At 63.5% G+C, this 15,088-nt stretch carries 16 protein-coding genes; 14 read left to right on the forward strand and 2 right to left on the reverse strand.

Features of this window, described 5'->3' with window-relative positions; all coding sequences use genetic code 11:
• Nucleotides 1-355 (forward strand): integrase core domain-containing protein (locus tag ISS99_RS00170; RefSeq protein ID WP_204629542.1); only part of this gene is annotated, 355 nt, incomplete at its 5' end.
• A 92-nt stretch (nucleotides 356-447) separates the two neighbouring features.
• Here the strand turns inward: ISS99_RS00170 and ISS99_RS00175 are convergent.
• Both ISS99_RS00175 and fliK read right to left on the reverse strand, forming a co-directional pair.
• Nucleotides 448-720, reverse strand: a complete 273-nt coding sequence (locus ISS99_RS00175) for a flagellar biosynthesis protein (protein WP_204629543.1) — start codon at nucleotides 718-720, stop codon at nucleotides 448-450.
• On the reverse strand, nucleotides 717-1,847 hold the full coding sequence (gene fliK / locus ISS99_RS00180; protein ID WP_204629544.1) for a flagellar hook-length control protein FliK: 1,131 nt from the start codon (nucleotides 1,845-1,847) through the stop codon (nucleotides 717-719). Before fliK ends, ISS99_RS00175 begins: the two co-directional genes overlap by 4 nt.
• 226 nt (nucleotides 1,848-2,073) lie before the next feature.
• Between fliK and ISS99_RS00185 the strand changes: the two genes are divergently transcribed.
• The 13 genes from ISS99_RS00185 to ISS99_RS00245 all read left to right on the forward strand — a co-directional run bounded on the left by ISS99_RS00185 (nucleotide 2,074) and on the right by ISS99_RS00245 (nucleotide 14,915).
• The gene (locus tag ISS99_RS00185; protein ID WP_204629545.1) at nucleotides 2,074-2,391 is read left to right on the forward strand and encodes an STAS domain-containing protein; all 318 of its coding nucleotides are present in this window, start codon (nucleotides 2,074-2,076) and stop codon (nucleotides 2,389-2,391) included.
• A gap of 15 nt (nucleotides 2,392-2,406) precedes the next feature.
• A complete protein-coding gene (locus ISS99_RS00190; RefSeq protein ID WP_204629546.1) occupies nucleotides 2,407-2,769 on the forward strand; it encodes a response regulator in 363 nt (120 codons plus the stop codon).
• Between the two features lie 72 nt (nucleotides 2,770-2,841).
• Nucleotides 2,842-4,824, forward strand: a complete 1,983-nt coding sequence (locus ISS99_RS00195) for a chemotaxis protein CheA (protein WP_204629547.1) — start codon at nucleotides 2,842-2,844, stop codon at nucleotides 4,822-4,824.
• 113 nt (nucleotides 4,825-4,937) lie between these two features.
• Complete coding sequence (locus tag ISS99_RS00200; RefSeq protein ID WP_204629556.1) at nucleotides 4,938-6,590, forward strand: methyl-accepting chemotaxis protein; 1,653 nt, start codon at nucleotides 4,938-4,940, stop codon at nucleotides 6,588-6,590.
• 279 nt (nucleotides 6,591-6,869) lie between these two features.
• Nucleotides 6,870-7,376: a chemotaxis protein CheW gene (locus tag ISS99_RS00205; protein ID WP_204629548.1), complete on the forward strand. Its 507-nt coding sequence runs from the start codon at nucleotides 6,870-6,872 to the stop codon at nucleotides 7,374-7,376.
• A gap of 14 nt (nucleotides 7,377-7,390) precedes the next feature.
• A complete protein-coding gene (locus ISS99_RS00210; RefSeq protein WP_204629549.1) occupies nucleotides 7,391-9,115 on the forward strand; it encodes a methyl-accepting chemotaxis protein in 1,725 nt (574 codons plus the stop codon).
• 226 nt (nucleotides 9,116-9,341) lie between these two features.
• Nucleotides 9,342-10,220 (forward strand): CheR family methyltransferase, encoded by an 879-nt coding sequence (locus tag ISS99_RS00215; RefSeq protein ID WP_204629550.1) that lies wholly within the window; start codon nucleotides 9,342-9,344, stop codon nucleotides 10,218-10,220.
• On the forward strand, nucleotides 10,220-10,876 hold the full coding sequence (gene cheD / locus ISS99_RS00220) for a chemoreceptor glutamine deamidase CheD (protein ID WP_204629557.1): 657 nt from the start codon (nucleotides 10,220-10,222) through the stop codon (nucleotides 10,874-10,876). Before ISS99_RS00215 ends, cheD begins: the two co-directional genes overlap by 1 nt.
• A 70-nt stretch (nucleotides 10,877-10,946) precedes the next feature.
• Entirely contained in the window at nucleotides 10,947-12,044 is a 1,098-nt protein-coding gene (locus ISS99_RS00225) for a protein-glutamate methylesterase/protein-glutamine glutaminase (RefSeq protein ID WP_204629551.1), read from the forward strand.
• Between the two features lie 16 nt (nucleotides 12,045-12,060).
• Nucleotides 12,061-13,263 carry a methyl-accepting chemotaxis protein gene (locus ISS99_RS00230; RefSeq protein WP_204629552.1) on the forward strand — a complete coding sequence of 401 codons (1,203 nt, stop codon included), beginning with the start codon at nucleotides 12,061-12,063 and terminating at the stop codon, nucleotides 13,261-13,263.
• Nucleotides 13,264-13,276: 13 nt separating this feature from the next.
• Nucleotides 13,277-13,582 (forward strand): STAS domain-containing protein, encoded by a 306-nt coding sequence (locus tag ISS99_RS00235; RefSeq protein ID WP_204629553.1) that lies wholly within the window; start codon nucleotides 13,277-13,279, stop codon nucleotides 13,580-13,582.
• Nucleotides 13,583-13,705: 123 nt separating this feature from the next.
• Nucleotides 13,706-14,263: a hypothetical protein gene (locus ISS99_RS00240; RefSeq protein WP_204629554.1), complete on the forward strand. Its 558-nt coding sequence runs from the start codon at nucleotides 13,706-13,708 to the stop codon at nucleotides 14,261-14,263.
• A 100-nt stretch (nucleotides 14,264-14,363) separates the two neighbouring features.
• Complete coding sequence (locus ISS99_RS00245) at nucleotides 14,364-14,915, forward strand: REP-associated tyrosine transposase (RefSeq protein WP_204629555.1); 552 nt, start codon at nucleotides 14,364-14,366, stop codon at nucleotides 14,913-14,915.
• Nucleotides 14,916-15,088 lie beyond the last annotated feature (173 nt).

The following is a 15,088-nucleotide window of genomic DNA, read 5'->3' on the forward strand; positions in this document are numbered from 1 at the left end:
AGCTCGCCACTACGCCAGCCTGGCTGCCTGCCAGCGCGCCATGGACAGCTGGCGCCATCTCTATAACTGCCGGCGACCACACGAGGCGCTGGGATTGCGTCCCCCTATCTCGCGTTATCGACCCAGTTCGCGCGCTTATCCTGCCCGTCTGTCACCGATCCTCTACGACCAAGGCGTGCACGTGTTGAAGGTTCGGCGCAACGGCCAGATCGTGTATCGCGGCCGCACGATCTTTGTGAGCGAAGGGTTGGCGGGGCTGCCGGTGGCGATCAGGCCATCGCCTACCGATGGCCTGATGGATGTGCTGTTCATGCATCGCACCGTTCAACACATCGACTTGCGTTTACTGCGCTAAACTCGCCTTTACATGTGTTACCCATGTCTCCGAACAGGCGTTACCCATGTCCCCAGTCCGTACACTTCGCTAACCCAACCTACTCAAGTACGTCAGGGCTTGCGCGAGGCCTCGTAAATGCTTGCCAGCACGGCCGCGGCTGCGGCATACAAGATCGGCGGCACCTGCGCGTTCATTCGCAACGATACCAGCAGCGCGGCGATCTGTGCGTCGTGATGCAGCGGCAGGCCCAGGGCGTGTGCATGCTTGAACAAATTCTCCACCTCCGCGGCGTGCAATACCGATGGCGTCGATGCACCATCGGCGCCGCCGGGCAGGCGTAGCACCACCTTGCGTTGCGGCGTGGGCAACAGCGGCGTACTCATACGGTGGCCTTCAAGAAGACGGCGCTGACGCTGGTGCCGGTATGCGGCAGGCCCAGCTGGCAACTCAGCTGGTCGAGAAACAATCCGGTGGCTTCGACGCGTGCGCGCAGATCGTCGAACTGGTCTTCCATGCGGTCGACCGTTTCGCGACGCTGCGCCCACAGGCGCACGGAAAGCCGCAGTCCGCGCAGATGCAATTCGCCAACCAGCGGACCCAGCGATGGCAGGTCCAGCGAGAAGCCCATCGTCCAGCCTTGTTCCGCTTCCTGCTCCTGCTTGAGCATCAACTGCAGCACGTCGGCGCCTTCGGTGTCCTGTACCGGAATCTCGACGATCCAGTGACCTGGTGTGGCCTGCAACTGCGCTACTTCCAGGCGGGCCAACGCGGCCTGCACGTCGGTATACAGGCGCGGCAGGAAATCGGTGGCCTCGTTGGTGGTGGCCAGTTCGAACGGCAACGGCAGGCGCCCTTGCGGCACCACGCCGCGATAGAGCAGCGGCGGATCCACCTCGACGTTGCTGCTTTCGCCGGTCAGCGGCTGGTCTTTCAGAATCGCCACGAGTCGCAGCAGCGCGCCTTTCACGTCATCGTGCGCGGTGGTCGCGTCGTTGGCCGCTGCTTGCGCCAGCTGCGCCTCCAGAAATACGCCGCTGCGATTGACCGCCTGGCGCAGACCCTCGCCGGTGGAAAGCTCGGCCGGCGTACTCATGCTGTGTTCGAGCAAGGCGAGCGCCGAGCGCAGGTACGGCGGCAATTGCTTGGCCATCGCCCACTGCGACAGAGCATCTACCGTGGCCAGCAGCGGCGCATAGCCGTTTTGCTGCGGCAGGCGTTCGCGCAGCGCCTGGTTGAGGGTGCTGTCGAGCGGGGAGTCGGTACCGAGGATTTCCAGCTGCGGCTGCGCGCCCAGGCTGAGCACGCGGACCTGGAATTGCGGAGGCAGCTTGGTGCCGGGCGCTTCGGCCTCGACGGTGAGTGCGCCGATCTGCAGCACCATCAAGCCTTGTTCGTTGATGCCAAGGGGGCGCGCGGACAACACGCTGCCGATGCGCCAGCCTTCAGAGCTGGCGCCGGCGGCGGCACCGATCCAGGTCAGTGCGGCAACGCTGGTTGGCTGAATGATCACGCTCGGCTCCTCGGCCAGCGACGTGCTGTCGTCGCACGTTTTCGCGAACCTTATGGATTATCGACTGCCCGGGGGGAAACTTTAGGGCTTTTTTCGCCGGGGGTTCTCGTTGACGGATACGGCCGGGGTCACCCCTGTTTCGTGACGCAACCGTCAAGAAACCCTCTAAAGCTGCCCCTCGCCCGGCCGATAAAACCAACAACAGGTATCCGTGGAGGGCCGTGTCATGGGCAGCAAAAGCAAAGGCGGAGCAAGCAAGGGCGAGGTCCGGGTCGGCATGCCGGCGGATTTCCGCATCGCCGAGGTGACCGATGTACATCGGCAACTGGGCGAGGCGCTTGATGCGTCGCAGATCCTGCTCGACGGCGGTGCGGTGGATCGCATCGACACCGCGGCCCTGCAAATGCTGGTGGTTTTCCAGCGCGAAGCCCAGAAGCGCGGCAACACCGTGAACTGGGCCGGCGCCAGCGCGCCGCTGCACGACGCCGCCAGCCAATTGGGTCTGGCACAGATATTGGCACTGCCGGCGAAGCAGCCGGCCTGAACTTGAGGTGTGAAGATGGCAAAGATTCTTGCAGTGGACGATTCGGCTTCGATGCGCGGCATGGTGGCGTTCACGCTGCGCAGCGCCGGTTATGAAGTGGCCGAGGCGGAAAATGGCCAGCTCGCGCTGGATACGGCTTCTTCCTCGCGCTTCGACCTGGTGCTGGCCGACGTGAACATGCCGGTGATGGACGGTATCAGCATGGTGCGCGAACTGCGCACGCGCGCCGAATACAAAGGCGTGCCGATTTTGATGCTGACCACCGAGTCCAACACGGACAAAAAGATGGAAGGCAAGGCGGCGGGCGCGACGGGCTGGCTGGTCAAGCCGTTCGATCCTGAGCAGTTGCTGGCTACGGTCAAGCGCGTTCTGGGTTGAGCTCCAGATTAGTTCCCTCTCCCCTCCGGGAGAGGGGCAAAGCAACATCGAGTCCATTTCGGAATTTCGTTTATGAGCAGCGTCAACATCGCCCAATTCCACAAAGTCTTTTTCGAGGAAAGCCTGGAAGGGCTGGATGCGATGGAGTCGGCGTTGCTGGCGCTCGATGAAGGCGGCGATGCCGAGCTGGTGCACAGCATTTTCCGCGCGGCGCATTCGATCAAGGGCGGTTCGGCCACGTTCGGTTTCCCGGACATGGCCGCGCTGACGCACGAGGCCGAGTCGCTGCTCGACCAGGTGCGCGACGGTCGCCGCGCGATCGACAAGGGCATCATCGAATTGATGTTGCGCACGGTCGATTGCCTGCGCGGCATGTTCGATCGCGCGCAAGGCGGGCAGCCGCTGGCCAATGCCGACAGCGATGGCCTGAAGCTGGAATTGGCCGCGGCCGCCGGCAATGCCATACCTGCGGCGGCGGCCAAGGCTGCCGCCAAGCCGGCCGCATCCGGCGGCTGGAGCATCGAGTTCCGTCCCCACGCCGGCATGCTGGCCGGCGGCAACGACCCGTTGCGTCTATTGCGTGAACTGGCTGCGCTCGGGCAGTTGGTCGTCGAGGCACGGTTGGATCGCGTGCCCACGCTGGACGCGCTCGACCCTACCGAATGCCACCTCGCCTGGCACCTCGAGCTGACCGGTGCGGTCACGCGCGAGGCCATCGCGGCGGTATTCGAGTGGGTCGAGGACGAGTGCGATCTGAGCATCGAGCCCATCGTTGCCGCCGCGCCACCGCCTGCACCGGCCGTCGAGGCTGTCGCCGCGCCGGCCGGTGCAGGTGCGGCTGCGGGAACTCCGCGTGCTGCGGCCGCCAGCAGCAACGACGCCGGTTCGGTGCGCGTGGGTATCGACAAGATCGACGGCCTGATCGACCTGGTCGGCGAACTGGTGATTACCCAGGCGATGCTCGACCAGTTCCGCGAGGATTTCGATCCCTCGCGGCTGGCGATGCTGCAACAAGGCCTCGCGCAGTTAGCCCGTCACACGCGTTCCTTGCAGGAAAGCGTGATGGGCATACGCATGCTGCCGATCGGCTCGGTGTTCAACCGTTTCCCGCGCCTGGTGCGCGATCTCAGCCAGAAGCTCGGCAAGCAGGTGAAGCTGGACCTGGTTGGCGAGCACACCGAACTGGACAAGACGGTGCTGGAGAAGATCGGTGATCCCCTGGTGCACTTGGTGCGCAACGCGATCGACCACGGCCTGGAGACACCGGACAAGCGCCGTGCCGCCGGCAAGGGCGACGTCGGCACGCTGCGGCTGGAAGCATTCCATCGCGGCGGGTCCATCGTGGTGGAGATCGTTGACGACGGTGCCGGCCTGAATCGCGACGCGATCATCAACAAGGCGCTGCAAAAAGGCCTGATCAAGAGCGGCGAAGGGATCAGCGACGAAGAAGTCGGCGAGCTGATTTTCCAGCCGGGTTTCTCCACTGCCGCGGTGACCACCGATCTTTCCGGCCGCGGCGTGGGTATGGACGTGGTTCGCCGCAACGTGTCGGACCTGGGCGGCACCGTATCGATCAAGAGTCGCCCCGGCAACGGCACCACGTTCACCATTACGCTGCCGTTGACGCTGGCGATCATCGACGGGCTGCGCTCGGCGGTGGGCGATGAGTGCTACATCGTGCCGCTGGTATCGATCGTGGAATCGGTGCAACTGCCGCCCGATGCGGTGCGCAGCGTAACGGGCGGCGGAGAGCTGTTCCGCTTCCGCGGCGAGTACCTGCCGATCGTGCGGTTGCACCAGCAATTCGGCTGCGCCAATGCGCGGCAGAAAATCGAAGACGGCCTGGTGATCGTGGTCGAGTCGGATGGCAGCCAGGTTGGCCTGTTCGTCGACGAACTGATCGGCCAGCAGCAGGCGGTGGTGAAATCGCTGGAAGCCAATTACCGGCGCGTCGAGGGTATTTCCGGCGCGACCATCCTGGCGGATGGTTCGGTGGCGCTGATCATCGACGTGGCCGGCCTGATTCGCCTGCAGTCGCGCCGCAAAGCGGCATAAAGGCGCGCGCCGGGAGGGCGCGGCCGGATTCAAAGGTCCAGGATGCGCCGGACGTTTCGGCGCGCGGGCGCTTGCGTCTCGAGTTTTCCCTCTCTTCGAAGGTCGTTGTGATGATGTCCCCGTTGAAATTGCTAGAACGCTTGAGTCTGAATGCCCGCGTGTGGCTAGTGATCGCCATCGTGGTGGTCGGCCTGATCGCGCTTACCGTGATGTCCGCGATCGACAGCCGCAGTTTGCAGATGCAGGCACGTGAGCGCGCGCTGGGCGACGAAGTGGCCACGGCGACATCCTTGCTGCAGAGCTATCACGATCGCGCCGCCGCGGGCGAATTCAGCGAGGCCGATGCGCGCCGCCGTGCGTTGGCCGCCTTGTCGGCGTTGCGCTGGAATCAGGGCACGGGCTACGTCTACGCCTTCGATTCGAACCTGGTCATGCGCCTGCATCCGATCATGCCCAAGCGCGTGGGCAGCAGTATCCGCGACGAAGCCGATACCACCGGCAAGCACATGTACCGCGACATGCTGGCGGCCGATCAGCGCGATGGCCACGGACTCACCCAATACTGGTGGCCGATGCCGGGCAGCAAGGGCGACAAGCTCAAGATGACCTATACGGCGTTCTATGCGCCGTGGGATCTGCACGTGGCCGCGGGCGCCTATTTTGTGGATATCGATGCGCAGTTCCGCCAGATGCTGATCGGCAGCCTGCTGCGTGCGGCGCTGGTGGGCCTGTTGGTGATTCTGGTGGTGTGGGAATCCATGCGCAGCATCCGCCAGAGCATCGGCGGCGAGCCGCGGCTTGCCGCGCGCGTGGCGGCCAATATCGCCGACGGCGACCTGACCGGCGATGCGCTCGATGCCACGCCCGGCAGCCTGTTGCACGCGCTGGGCCGCATGCGCGGCAAGCTCACCGATATCGTGGGCGAAGTGCAGCAGGGCGCGCAGGCGGTGACATCTGCCGCGCAACAGATTGCGCACGGCAACGACGACCTGAGCTTCCGCACCCAGGAGCAGGCTTCCAGCCTCGAAGAAACCGCCGCCTCGATGGAGGAGATGACCTCCACCGTCAAGCAGAGCGCGGACAACGCCGGACACGCCAGCCAGCTGGCGATAGCGATGCGCGGCCAGGCCGAGCACGGCGGCGTGGTGGCGCAGCAGGCCAGCGTGGCGATGGATGCGATCCGCCAGGCCAGCGGGCAGATTGCCGAGATTGTCGGCGTGATCGACGACATCGCCTTCCAGACCAATTTGCTGGCACTCAATGCGGCGGTCGAGGCCGCGCATGCCGGCGAGCACGGCCACGGTTTCGCGGTGGTGGCCACCGAAGTGCGCAACCTGGCGCAACGCAGCGCGCGTGCCGCCAAGGAAATCAAAACCCTGATCGGCGACAGTGCCGACAAGGTGCAGGCCGGTTCGGCGCTGGTGGAGGAATCGGGCCAGGCGCTGAGCGGGATCATCGGCAGCGTGAAAAAGGTCGCCGACATCGTCAACGAGATCGCCGCCGCCAGCCAGGAGCAATCCACCGGCATCGAGCAGGTCAATCGCGCGGTGACGCAAATGGACGAGGTCACCCAACAGAACGCTGCGCTGGTGGAAGAGGCGGCTGCTGCGGCGAGAGCCATGCAGGAACAGGCCGACCGGTTGCAGGGGCAAATGGCATATTTCCGGGTGAGTAGCGTGGCGCCGGTGGTGCGGTTGGCCTCCAAGGTGGCGCCGGGTCGCAAGCAGAGAGTGACCGCTGGCGCCCTGGCCATGGCCGAGTCCTGACGCACCGCTTTGCCCCTCCCCGCGAAAGACGACGGGGGTGAGGGGCACCTCGCGCAACGCTTGCCGATCCCCGTTTGTAAAAGAAAAAACCTTGCGAATGCGGAGGTTGGGCAAGCCGTGTCCCCTCACCCCAGCCCCCCACGGAAGGGAGAGCGCGCGCGTTTCGCAAGGATTGGGGTGAAGAAAACGTGCAGCCGGCCGCTCAAGTTTTGCTCAAAACCGCCGATCCATCTTTACGAACGGGAACCCCACGTGGGGCTCCATCGACGAGGCGAAATCATGTCTGACCAGGCCCGGGGCGAAGTGCTCCAGTCGCAGTACCTCACCGTCAACCTCGCGCACGAGGAATACGGCATCGACATCCTGTCCGTGCGCGAAATCCGCGGTTGGACTCCCGTTACGCGCATTCCGCAATCGCCGCACTACGTGCTTGGCGTGTTGAACCTGCGCGGCGCCATCGTGCCGGTGATCGATCTGCGCTTGCGCTTCGGCCTGGCTCGCGAGGAATACGGCGCGACCACCGTCACCGTGATCATCACCGTAGGCGGCCGCCAGTTCGGCGTGGTGGTGGATGCGGTATCGGATGTGATCGACGTTGCCAGCAATGCGCTGCGCCCGGTGCCCGACATGGGCACGACTGTCGATACCGAATATTTGAAAGGACTGACCTCGATCGGCGACCGCATGGTGCTGCTGCTCGACGCAGACAAACTGCTGCAACCGCAGGACGCCCAGATGCTGGAAGCCGCCTTGAACGCGGCTGACGATGTGAAAGCCGTGGCATGAAGGAAAAAGACAACATGAAACTGCGTTTCCCTAAACTGAAATTGACCTCGCTCACCATCCGCGCACGGTTGATCCTGCTGGTCGGCCTGCTCGGTGTGATGCTGCTTGCCGGCGCTGCGCTGGGCCTGTATTCGATGTCCCAGCAGAACGCCGGCACGCAGCGCATCTACGAAACGGAACTGGTGCCTTCCGGGTACCTGGATATCGTTCGCGCCGATTCGCTGAAATCCTTCCTGACGCTCAACGAAGCGGCGGCACTGGCCGGCAAGGCCGACCAGGTAAAGCAGAAGCTGGCCGAGTTCGATCGCTACCAGAAGGAAATGGACGACTACAAGGCGCGCTTCGCCGCGTTGCCGATGAGCCCGGCCGTAGCTGCCGCCAACAAGGATTGGCACTCCACCGACAAGGATTACGAGCAGGCCAAGCAAGACGTGCTCGACGCGATCAAGCAGGGCGACACCGGCGCTCCCGATACGGTGGAAATGGAGCTGCGCCCGCTGCTGATGCAGCGCCAGGACTCGCTGAAGAAACTGGTGGAAGTCAAGCGCGACGAGGCTGGCCAGATCTTCCAGGAGCAGATCAAGAGCTATGAGAAGGTGCGCATGATCACCATCATCGCCCTGCTTGCCGGCCTGCTGTTCGCACTGCTGCGCTCGACCCTGCTGATCCGTTCCATCTCCCACGCCCTGGCTTATGCGATGCGCGTGGCCAACGAGATTGCCGGCGGCAAGCTGGGCCATCAGGTGGAAGTGAAGGGCAATGATGAGTTGTCGCAGTTGCTCACGGCGCTGCGCACGATGGATCAGCGCCTGGTGGAGATCGTCTCCGAAGTGCGCCAGGGCTCCGATGCGGTGAGCACGGCTGCGCAGCAGATTGCACGTGGCAACGACGACCTGAGCCAGCGTACGCAGGAGCAGGCCTCCAGCCTGGAAGAAACCGCCTCGTCGATGGAAGAAATGACCTCGACGGTGAAGCAGAACGCCGAGAATGCCAGCCACGCCAACCAGCTTGCCCGCGGCGCCCGCGAACAGGCCGAGCGCGGTGGCGAAGTGGCAGGGCAAGCGGTTACCGCCATGCGCGAAATCAACAGCTCCAGCCGCAAGATTTCCGACATCGTCAGCCTGATCGACGAGATCGCCTTCCAGACCAACCTGCTGGCACTCAACGCCGCGGTGGAAGCGGCTCGTGCGGGCGAACAGGGTCGCGGCTTCGCCGTGGTCGCCACCGAAGTGCGCAACCTCGCGCAGCGCAGTGCGGGTGCGGCGAAGGAAATCAAGCTGCTGATCAACGACAGCGCCGAGAAGGTACGTACCGGTTCGGAGCTGGTGGACCAGTCCGGCAAGGCGCTGGCCGAGATCGTCGACAGCGTGAAAAAGGTGACGGACATCGTGGCCGAGATCGCCGCAGCCAGCCAGGAACAATCGGCAGGCATCGACCAGGTCAACAACGCCGTGTCGCAGATGGACGAAATGACCCAGCAGAACGCCGCGCTGGTGGAAGAAGCCTCCGCCGCCGCCCGCGCCATGCACGAACAGGCCGGCGAGCTGCAGCGCCAGGTGAACTTCTTCCGCTTCGGCGACGAGGCGGCGGCAGCGGTGTCGAGCAAGCCGAAGGCAGCGGAAATCGTGGCTGAAACCGAAGCCGTGTTCGCCGCGGTACGCCAGTCCGCACCGATGCCCGCTCCGGCCCGTCGCGCCGTGCCGGAGACGGCCGACAGCGGTGCCTGGAAGGAATTCTGAGTCGTGACGCGTCTCTCCGCCCGTACGGCGGAGAGACGCGAGCAGTCGATTCAGGCTGCAGAAGCGGGGGGCTTCTGCATACCCGGCGAGTTCCGTTTTGTAGCGGTAGGGATGCCAAGTACGCCAGGTGTGTTCGAGACACGTGGCGTTTTCAAGTCCCACAAAAACTCTAAGAGGTAGATGTCGTGAATCTAGGAAGCAGGGCAATCAGGCAGGGGGCTGACTGATGACGACAGCAACGTTGGCCGAATCCCACTCCATCGCGTCGAGCCTGGGATCGTTGGCACTTGGCGACAATGAATTCGAGTTTCTGCGCGACTTCGTCTACCAGTATTGCGGCATCGTGCTGGGCGAACAGAAGCGGCAGCTGGTACAGGGGCGCCTGTTGCGCCGCCTGCGTGCACTGGGACTGAAAGACTTCGCCGGCTACTGCGAAATTCTGCGCAGGGACCCGCAAGGCGAGCTGGGCGAACTGGCCAGTGTCATCAGCACCAATGTCACCTCGTTCTTCCGCGAAATGCACCACTACGACCTGCTGGTCGACGAGTTGCTGCCGCGCTGGCTGGAACAGAAAAAGAAGGATGGCGGCCGCCTGCGCATCTGGTCGGCCGGCTGCTCCACCGGTGAAGAGCCGTACGCCTTGGCGATGGTGCTGGCCGAAGCGCTGGAACGTACCGGCAGCAAAGTCGACGCACGCATCCTGGCCACGGATCTGTCGCCGCAGGCGCTGGAGCAGGCGCGCGCCGCCACTTATGCGCTGGAGCGCATGGGCGGCATCAGCGAAGCGCGGCGCCAGCGTTGGTTCCTGCGCGGCGAAGGCGCCTACGAAGGCTATGCCCAGGTGCATCCGCGCCTGCGCGAGCTGGTGACCATCCAGCCGTTGAACCTGCTGCACGATTGGCCGATGCGCGGTCCGTTCGATGCGATTTTCTGCCGCAACGTGGTGATCTATTTCGACAAGCCGACCAAGCAGCGGCTGTTCGATCGCTATGCCGGCTTGCTGGAGCAGGGCGGTTATCTGTTCCTGGGGCATTCCGAATCGATGTACGGCTTGAGCGATTCGTTCGATCTGGTTGGCCGTACTGTCTACAGGAAGCGTGCGTGATGACTGTACGTCTGCCCGGCGTTGCCGTTGCGCCCGATAAAGCGGTCCCCGTTCTGCCCGGTTTCGAGCACATGCGCCGATTCTGGGATCCCAGCCATGCCTGCATGACGGTCAAAGTGCTGCCTGGCGAGTATTACGTCAGCGGCCAGGAAGAAATGGTTTCCACCGTGCTCGGCTCCTGCGTATCGGCGTGCATTCGCGACACCGAGCGGCGCATCGGCGGCATGAACCACTTCATGCTGCCCGAGCCGATGGGCGGCGAGCGTAACGACTGGTCCTCGGCGGTAGGCCGCGCGGCGCGCTATGGCAGCGACGCGATGGAGCAGCTGATCAACGCCATCCTCAAGGCGGGCGGTCGCCGCGAGGCGCTGACCGTGAAGATCTTTGGCGGCGGCCGCGTGCTGACCCAGATGACCGACGTAGGCAAGCGCAACATCGCTTTCGTGAAGCGTTATCTGGAGATGGAAGGCCTGCCGCTGGCGGCTGAGGACGTCGGCGACATCTATCCGCGCCAGCTGCAGTTTTTCCCGGCTAGCGGGCGGGTGCGCGTGCGCCAGCTGCGCAGCCAGCGCGACGCCGAGCTGGCGGCCAACGAACAGCGTTACCTCAAGCGTTTGGCAAATGATCCGATAAAGGGAGAGGTGGAGCTTTTCTGAGCTCCATCGCCTTTCCCTCCCCGCAGGGCAAGGCGCAAGGCACAACGAAGTATTAAGTGAGAAGGCGGCAATGGAAAAAGTTCGCGTCCTGGTAGTCGATGATTCCGCCCTGGTGCGGAAGCTGATGTCGGCGATGCTCGATTCCGACCCGGGCATCGAAGTCGTCGGCGTGGCCGCGGATCCGTTGATCGCGCGCGACAAAATCAAGCAACTCAATCCCGACGTGCTCACGCTCGACGTGGAAATGCCGCGCATGGACGGCCTGACCTTCCTCGAGAACCTGATGCGCCTACGGCCGATGCCGGTGGTGATGGTCTCTTCGCTGACCGAGCGTGGTGCCGAGGTGACGCTGCGTGCGCTGGAAATCGGCGCGGTGGATTTCTTCACCAAGCCGTCCAGCGATCTGGCCAACTGTTTTGCGGAAAGTGCGCAGGAAATCTGCGCGAAGGTGAAAGCGGCCGCCATGACGCGTCCGCGCGCCTACACCACCGTGCAGAAGCTGGACGTGCCACCGCGCCATTCCGCCGATGCCGTGCTGCCGCGCTCGCAGTCGCCCGGTACGCGCGGCAGCCAGCGCATCATTGCGGTGGGCGCCTCCACGGGCGGCACCGAAGCGATCCGCGTGCTTCTCGAAGCGATGCCGCCGGATGCGCCGCCGATCGTGATCACCCAACACATTCCAGCCGCCTTCAGCGGACCGTTTGCCACGCGCATGAACAATTGCTCGGCCATGCGCGTTTGCGAAGCGCGCGACGGCCAGCCGATCCAGCCCGGCCACGTCTACATTGCCCCAGGCGGCGAACACTTGCTGGTGATGTGGGACGGTGCCAAGCACGTTTGCCGCCTGCACGACGGCCCGCAGGTCAATCGCCACAAGCCGAGCGTGGATGTGTTGTTCCGCTCCACCGCCGCCAGTGTCGGCGCCGCGGCCATCGGCGTGTTGTTGACCGGCATGGGCGACGACGGTGCGCGCGGCCTGCTGGAAATGCGTGAAAACGGCGCGCCTACCGTGGTGCAGGACGAGGCCAGTTCGGTGGTGTGGGGCATGCCCGGCGCCGCGTGGAAACTCGGCGCCGCCGACGAGAAATTGCCGCTGGAACTGATTGCCGAACGCCTGCTGGTGCTGGCGCAACAACCCATTGTCAGTGCACGACGCGCTGCTTCCTGACGTATCGGAACTCCTCATGTCCGTAAATATTCCCAATATCGCTGCCCGGCCGCTTGCGGCCCCACGCCCTCTCCTTGGCATCGGCGCCAGTGCCGTTGCGCTGGTGTTGTGCCTGGCCTGGAATCCGGCGTGGATGGCGCCTGTGCTGATCATCCTGCTGTGCGCCACCTGGATCTTCGAATGCCGCCGTCTGGGCACGCCGACGATCGTGGTGGAGACCGCCGCGCCGGAAGCCGACAACGCACCGGTGCGCGAAGCGCTGGAAGACATCCGCGGCGCCCTGGTCGACGAACTCGGCCACGCCTCGCGCGAATTGCATCAGGCGCTGGATCTGCTGCGCGACGCCGTTTCCGAACTGGGCGGCGGCTTCGACGGCCTGTCGCAGAAGACCGGCCAGCAGCAGTCCCTGCTCAACCAGATCATCGGTGGCCAGGGCGGCGTATCGGTGCAGGATTTCGCCGCGCGCACCAGCGATCTGCTCGATCATTTCGTTGGCCTGATCGTGCAGCTTTCGCGCGAAAGCCTGCGCATCGTCTATCGCATCGACGGCATGTCCAAAGAAATGGATGCGGTGTTCGCGCTGCTGAAAAACGTCAACACCATTGCCGAAGAAACTAATCTGCTGGCGCTCAATGCAGCGATCGAAGCGGCGCGTGCGGGCGAAGCCGGTCGCGGGTTCGCCGTGGTGGCCGGAGAAATCCGCAACCTGGCCAGCCATTCCAATCAGTTCAACGAACAGATCGGCAGCCACGTCGAGCGCGCGCGCGTCGCCATGGAGCAGGTGCGCGGGCTGGTCGGCGACATGGCCGCACAGGATCTGAACGTGGCCTTGTCGGCCAAGGGCGGCATCGACGCCATGCTGGCGCACGTCACCGAAAGCGATGCGCGCACCAGCGCGGCGGCCGACCGCGTGGTCGAGATCAATCGCGGCCTGGGCAACGACGTGTCCACCACCATCCGCTCGCTGCAGTTCGAAGACATTCTCAGCCAGCTGCTTAATCAGACGCGCAGTCGTCTGGTGGATTTGCAGGGCGTGGCGGCCGAAACCACGCGCGACATCGAAACCCTGGCTTGCGAGCCGGTCGATGCGCAGGTGCTGCGCCAGCACTCCGAGCGGGTGCGCGAGCGCCTGGCACTGCAGCGTGAAAAAGCACGCATCCGTTCGCGCGGCCCAGCGCTGCAGAACAGCATGGATGCCGGCGAAATCGAATTGTTCTAAGAGGGTGACTGCGATGAGTCTCAACGTTCAACACGATGTCGAGCAGGATTGCGTCACCCTGCAGTTCGATAACCATTTCGATTTCAGCGTACATCGCCAGTTCCACGATGCCTGCCTGGGCGAGCGCAAGCCTTCCCGCAGCTACGTGATCGATCTGGGCGAAGTGGAAAGCATGGACAGCTCCGCGCTGGGCATGCTGTTGCTGCTGCGCGAGCACGCGGGCGGCGACCGTGCCGAAATCAGTATCGTCAACGCCAATAATGCTTTGCGTGGAACGCTGCGCGTGGCGGGCTTCGATAAGCTGTTTACGCTGCACTGATCCGTAAGTTGGGTTACCCCTGGGATCAAGTCGGGGATAACCCAACCTGAGACACGCGACCCATGCCCTGCGTGGTGGCGATGCAGTAAAGTCGCCGCTCCCTCCTGCGTGATGGATCATGACGTGAGCCGACGAAACGCTGTTATTGCCGTTGCTGGTGCGATTTTGGGATGGAGTGTCACATACCCAGCTATGGCAGCGCCGCTGTCGAGATTATCGCCAACCCAATGCTTGGAACCCACCAAGGCGGGTTATGCCGGCTCGCTCGATGAGAACTGGAAGGCCTACGCACCCTACGTGCGGGCCTGTCCACTGGCCGGGCCAGGCACGGTGCCGGCCAAAGTGTGGTTGCTGACGATCTTTGCACAGCGCTATCAGGGCGATCATTCCGCCAAGGACACCTGGCCGGACTTTCCGCATCCGATGCTGATCGCCGCTGACGGTCATTGTCTGGCACGTCTGCCGGAGCTGTTCCCGTTCGATCCGCCTCGCACCCTGGACCTGCAATTTGGCGACGTGACGGATGGCGTGCCGCAGGTGATACGTGTGCACGTCAGCAACCCCGCCGTCGGCGGAGATTACGATTTGCCAGCATTACGCTGGAATGCGGCGACTCACGCATACGTCGCGCAGAACGACACGGATATCTACAAGAAGGCCGATTTGTCCTGCAAACGCTGAGTCTGCGGTAGGTTGGGTTAGCGTAGCGTAACCCAACGTGCTACCCACGATTGTTGGGTTAGCTGCGCTAACCCAACCTACATCTGGCTAAGGAAGGCCGATGCGCTATCGACGATCCAACACATCAGGCGCGACATACTTCTTTACGGTAAACCTTGCAGATCGCACAAACTCCCTGCTGACGTACCGAATTGGAGCTTTGCGCGAAGCGGTGCGCACCGTAAAACACCATCATCCATTCCACATCATTGCCTGGGTGGTTCTACCCGAACACTTGCATGCCGTGTGGACCATGCCCGATCACGACTCGGACTACTCGACCCGCTGGCGGCTCATCAAGCGGCATTTCTCAACGTCGATCGAACACGTGGAGACCACGACCCCGTCAAGGCGGCGCAAAAACGAACGATGCATCTGGCAACGCCGATTCTGGGAGCATCAGATTCGTGACGAGAAAGACCTGCAAAATCACGTCGACTACGTGCACATCAACCCGGTAAAGCATGGCTACTGCCGGCTCGCGAGCGAGTGGCCGTACTCATCCATCCACAGAGCCATACGGCAAGGCATTGTCACCCCGGATTGGGCAAGCGAGCCGGACCTCGTTACTCCCTCGGGAGAGTCGCGCCCTCAGCCTCGTAGGTTGGGTTAGCGCAGCGTAACCCAGCGATGATGTTGGGGATGTTGGGTTACGCTGCTGTACGGAGTGGGGACATGGGTAACGCCTGTTCGGAGACATGGGTAACACATGTAAAGGCGAGTTTAGCGCGGTAAACGCAAGTCGATGTGTTGAACGGTGCGATGCATGAACAGCACATCCATCAG

It is taken from the genome of Dyella mobilis (genome assembly GCF_016904945.1).
Taxonomy (GTDB): Bacteria; Pseudomonadota; Gammaproteobacteria; order Xanthomonadales; family Rhodanobacteraceae; genus Dyella_B; species Dyella_B mobilis.

What these genes read in the sequence shown, in the direction of transcription:
- ISS99_RS00195 (WP_204629547.1), top strand. Translation starts at nt 2,842, where the DNA reads ATGAGCAGCGTCAACATCGCCCAATTCCACAAAGTCTTTTTCGAGGAA.
- ISS99_RS00185 (WP_204629545.1), top strand. Translation starts at nt 2,074, where the DNA reads ATGGGCAGCAAAAGCAAAGGCGGAGCAAGCAAGGGCGAGGTCCGGGTC.
- ISS99_RS00190 (WP_204629546.1), top strand. Translation starts at nt 2,407, where the DNA reads ATGGCAAAGATTCTTGCAGTGGACGATTCGGCTTCGATGCGCGGCATG.
- ISS99_RS00215 (WP_204629550.1), top strand. Translation starts at nt 9,342, where the DNA reads ATGACGACAGCAACGTTGGCCGAATCCCACTCCATCGCGTCGAGCCTG.
- ISS99_RS00200 (WP_204629556.1), top strand. Translation starts at nt 4,938, where the DNA reads ATGTCCCCGTTGAAATTGCTAGAACGCTTGAGTCTGAATGCCCGCGTG.
- ISS99_RS00245 (WP_204629555.1), top strand. Translation starts at nt 14,364, where the DNA reads ATGCGCTATCGACGATCCAACACATCAGGCGCGACATACTTCTTTACG.
- ISS99_RS00175 (WP_204629543.1), bottom strand. Translation starts at nt 720, where the DNA reads ATGAGTACGCCGCTGTTGCCCACGCCGCAACGCAAGGTGGTGCTACGC.
- ISS99_RS00210 (WP_204629549.1), top strand. Translation starts at nt 7,391, where the DNA reads ATGAAACTGCGTTTCCCTAAACTGAAATTGACCTCGCTCACCATCCGC.
- ISS99_RS00235 (WP_204629553.1), top strand. Translation starts at nt 13,277, where the DNA reads ATGAGTCTCAACGTTCAACACGATGTCGAGCAGGATTGCGTCACCCTG.
- ISS99_RS00205 (WP_204629548.1), top strand. Translation starts at nt 6,870, where the DNA reads ATGTCTGACCAGGCCCGGGGCGAAGTGCTCCAGTCGCAGTACCTCACC.
- ISS99_RS00225 (WP_204629551.1), top strand. Translation starts at nt 10,947, where the DNA reads ATGGAAAAAGTTCGCGTCCTGGTAGTCGATGATTCCGCCCTGGTGCGG.
- ISS99_RS00230 (WP_204629552.1), top strand. Translation starts at nt 12,061, where the DNA reads ATGTCCGTAAATATTCCCAATATCGCTGCCCGGCCGCTTGCGGCCCCA.
- cheD (WP_204629557.1), top strand. Translation starts at nt 10,220, where the DNA reads ATGACTGTACGTCTGCCCGGCGTTGCCGTTGCGCCCGATAAAGCGGTC.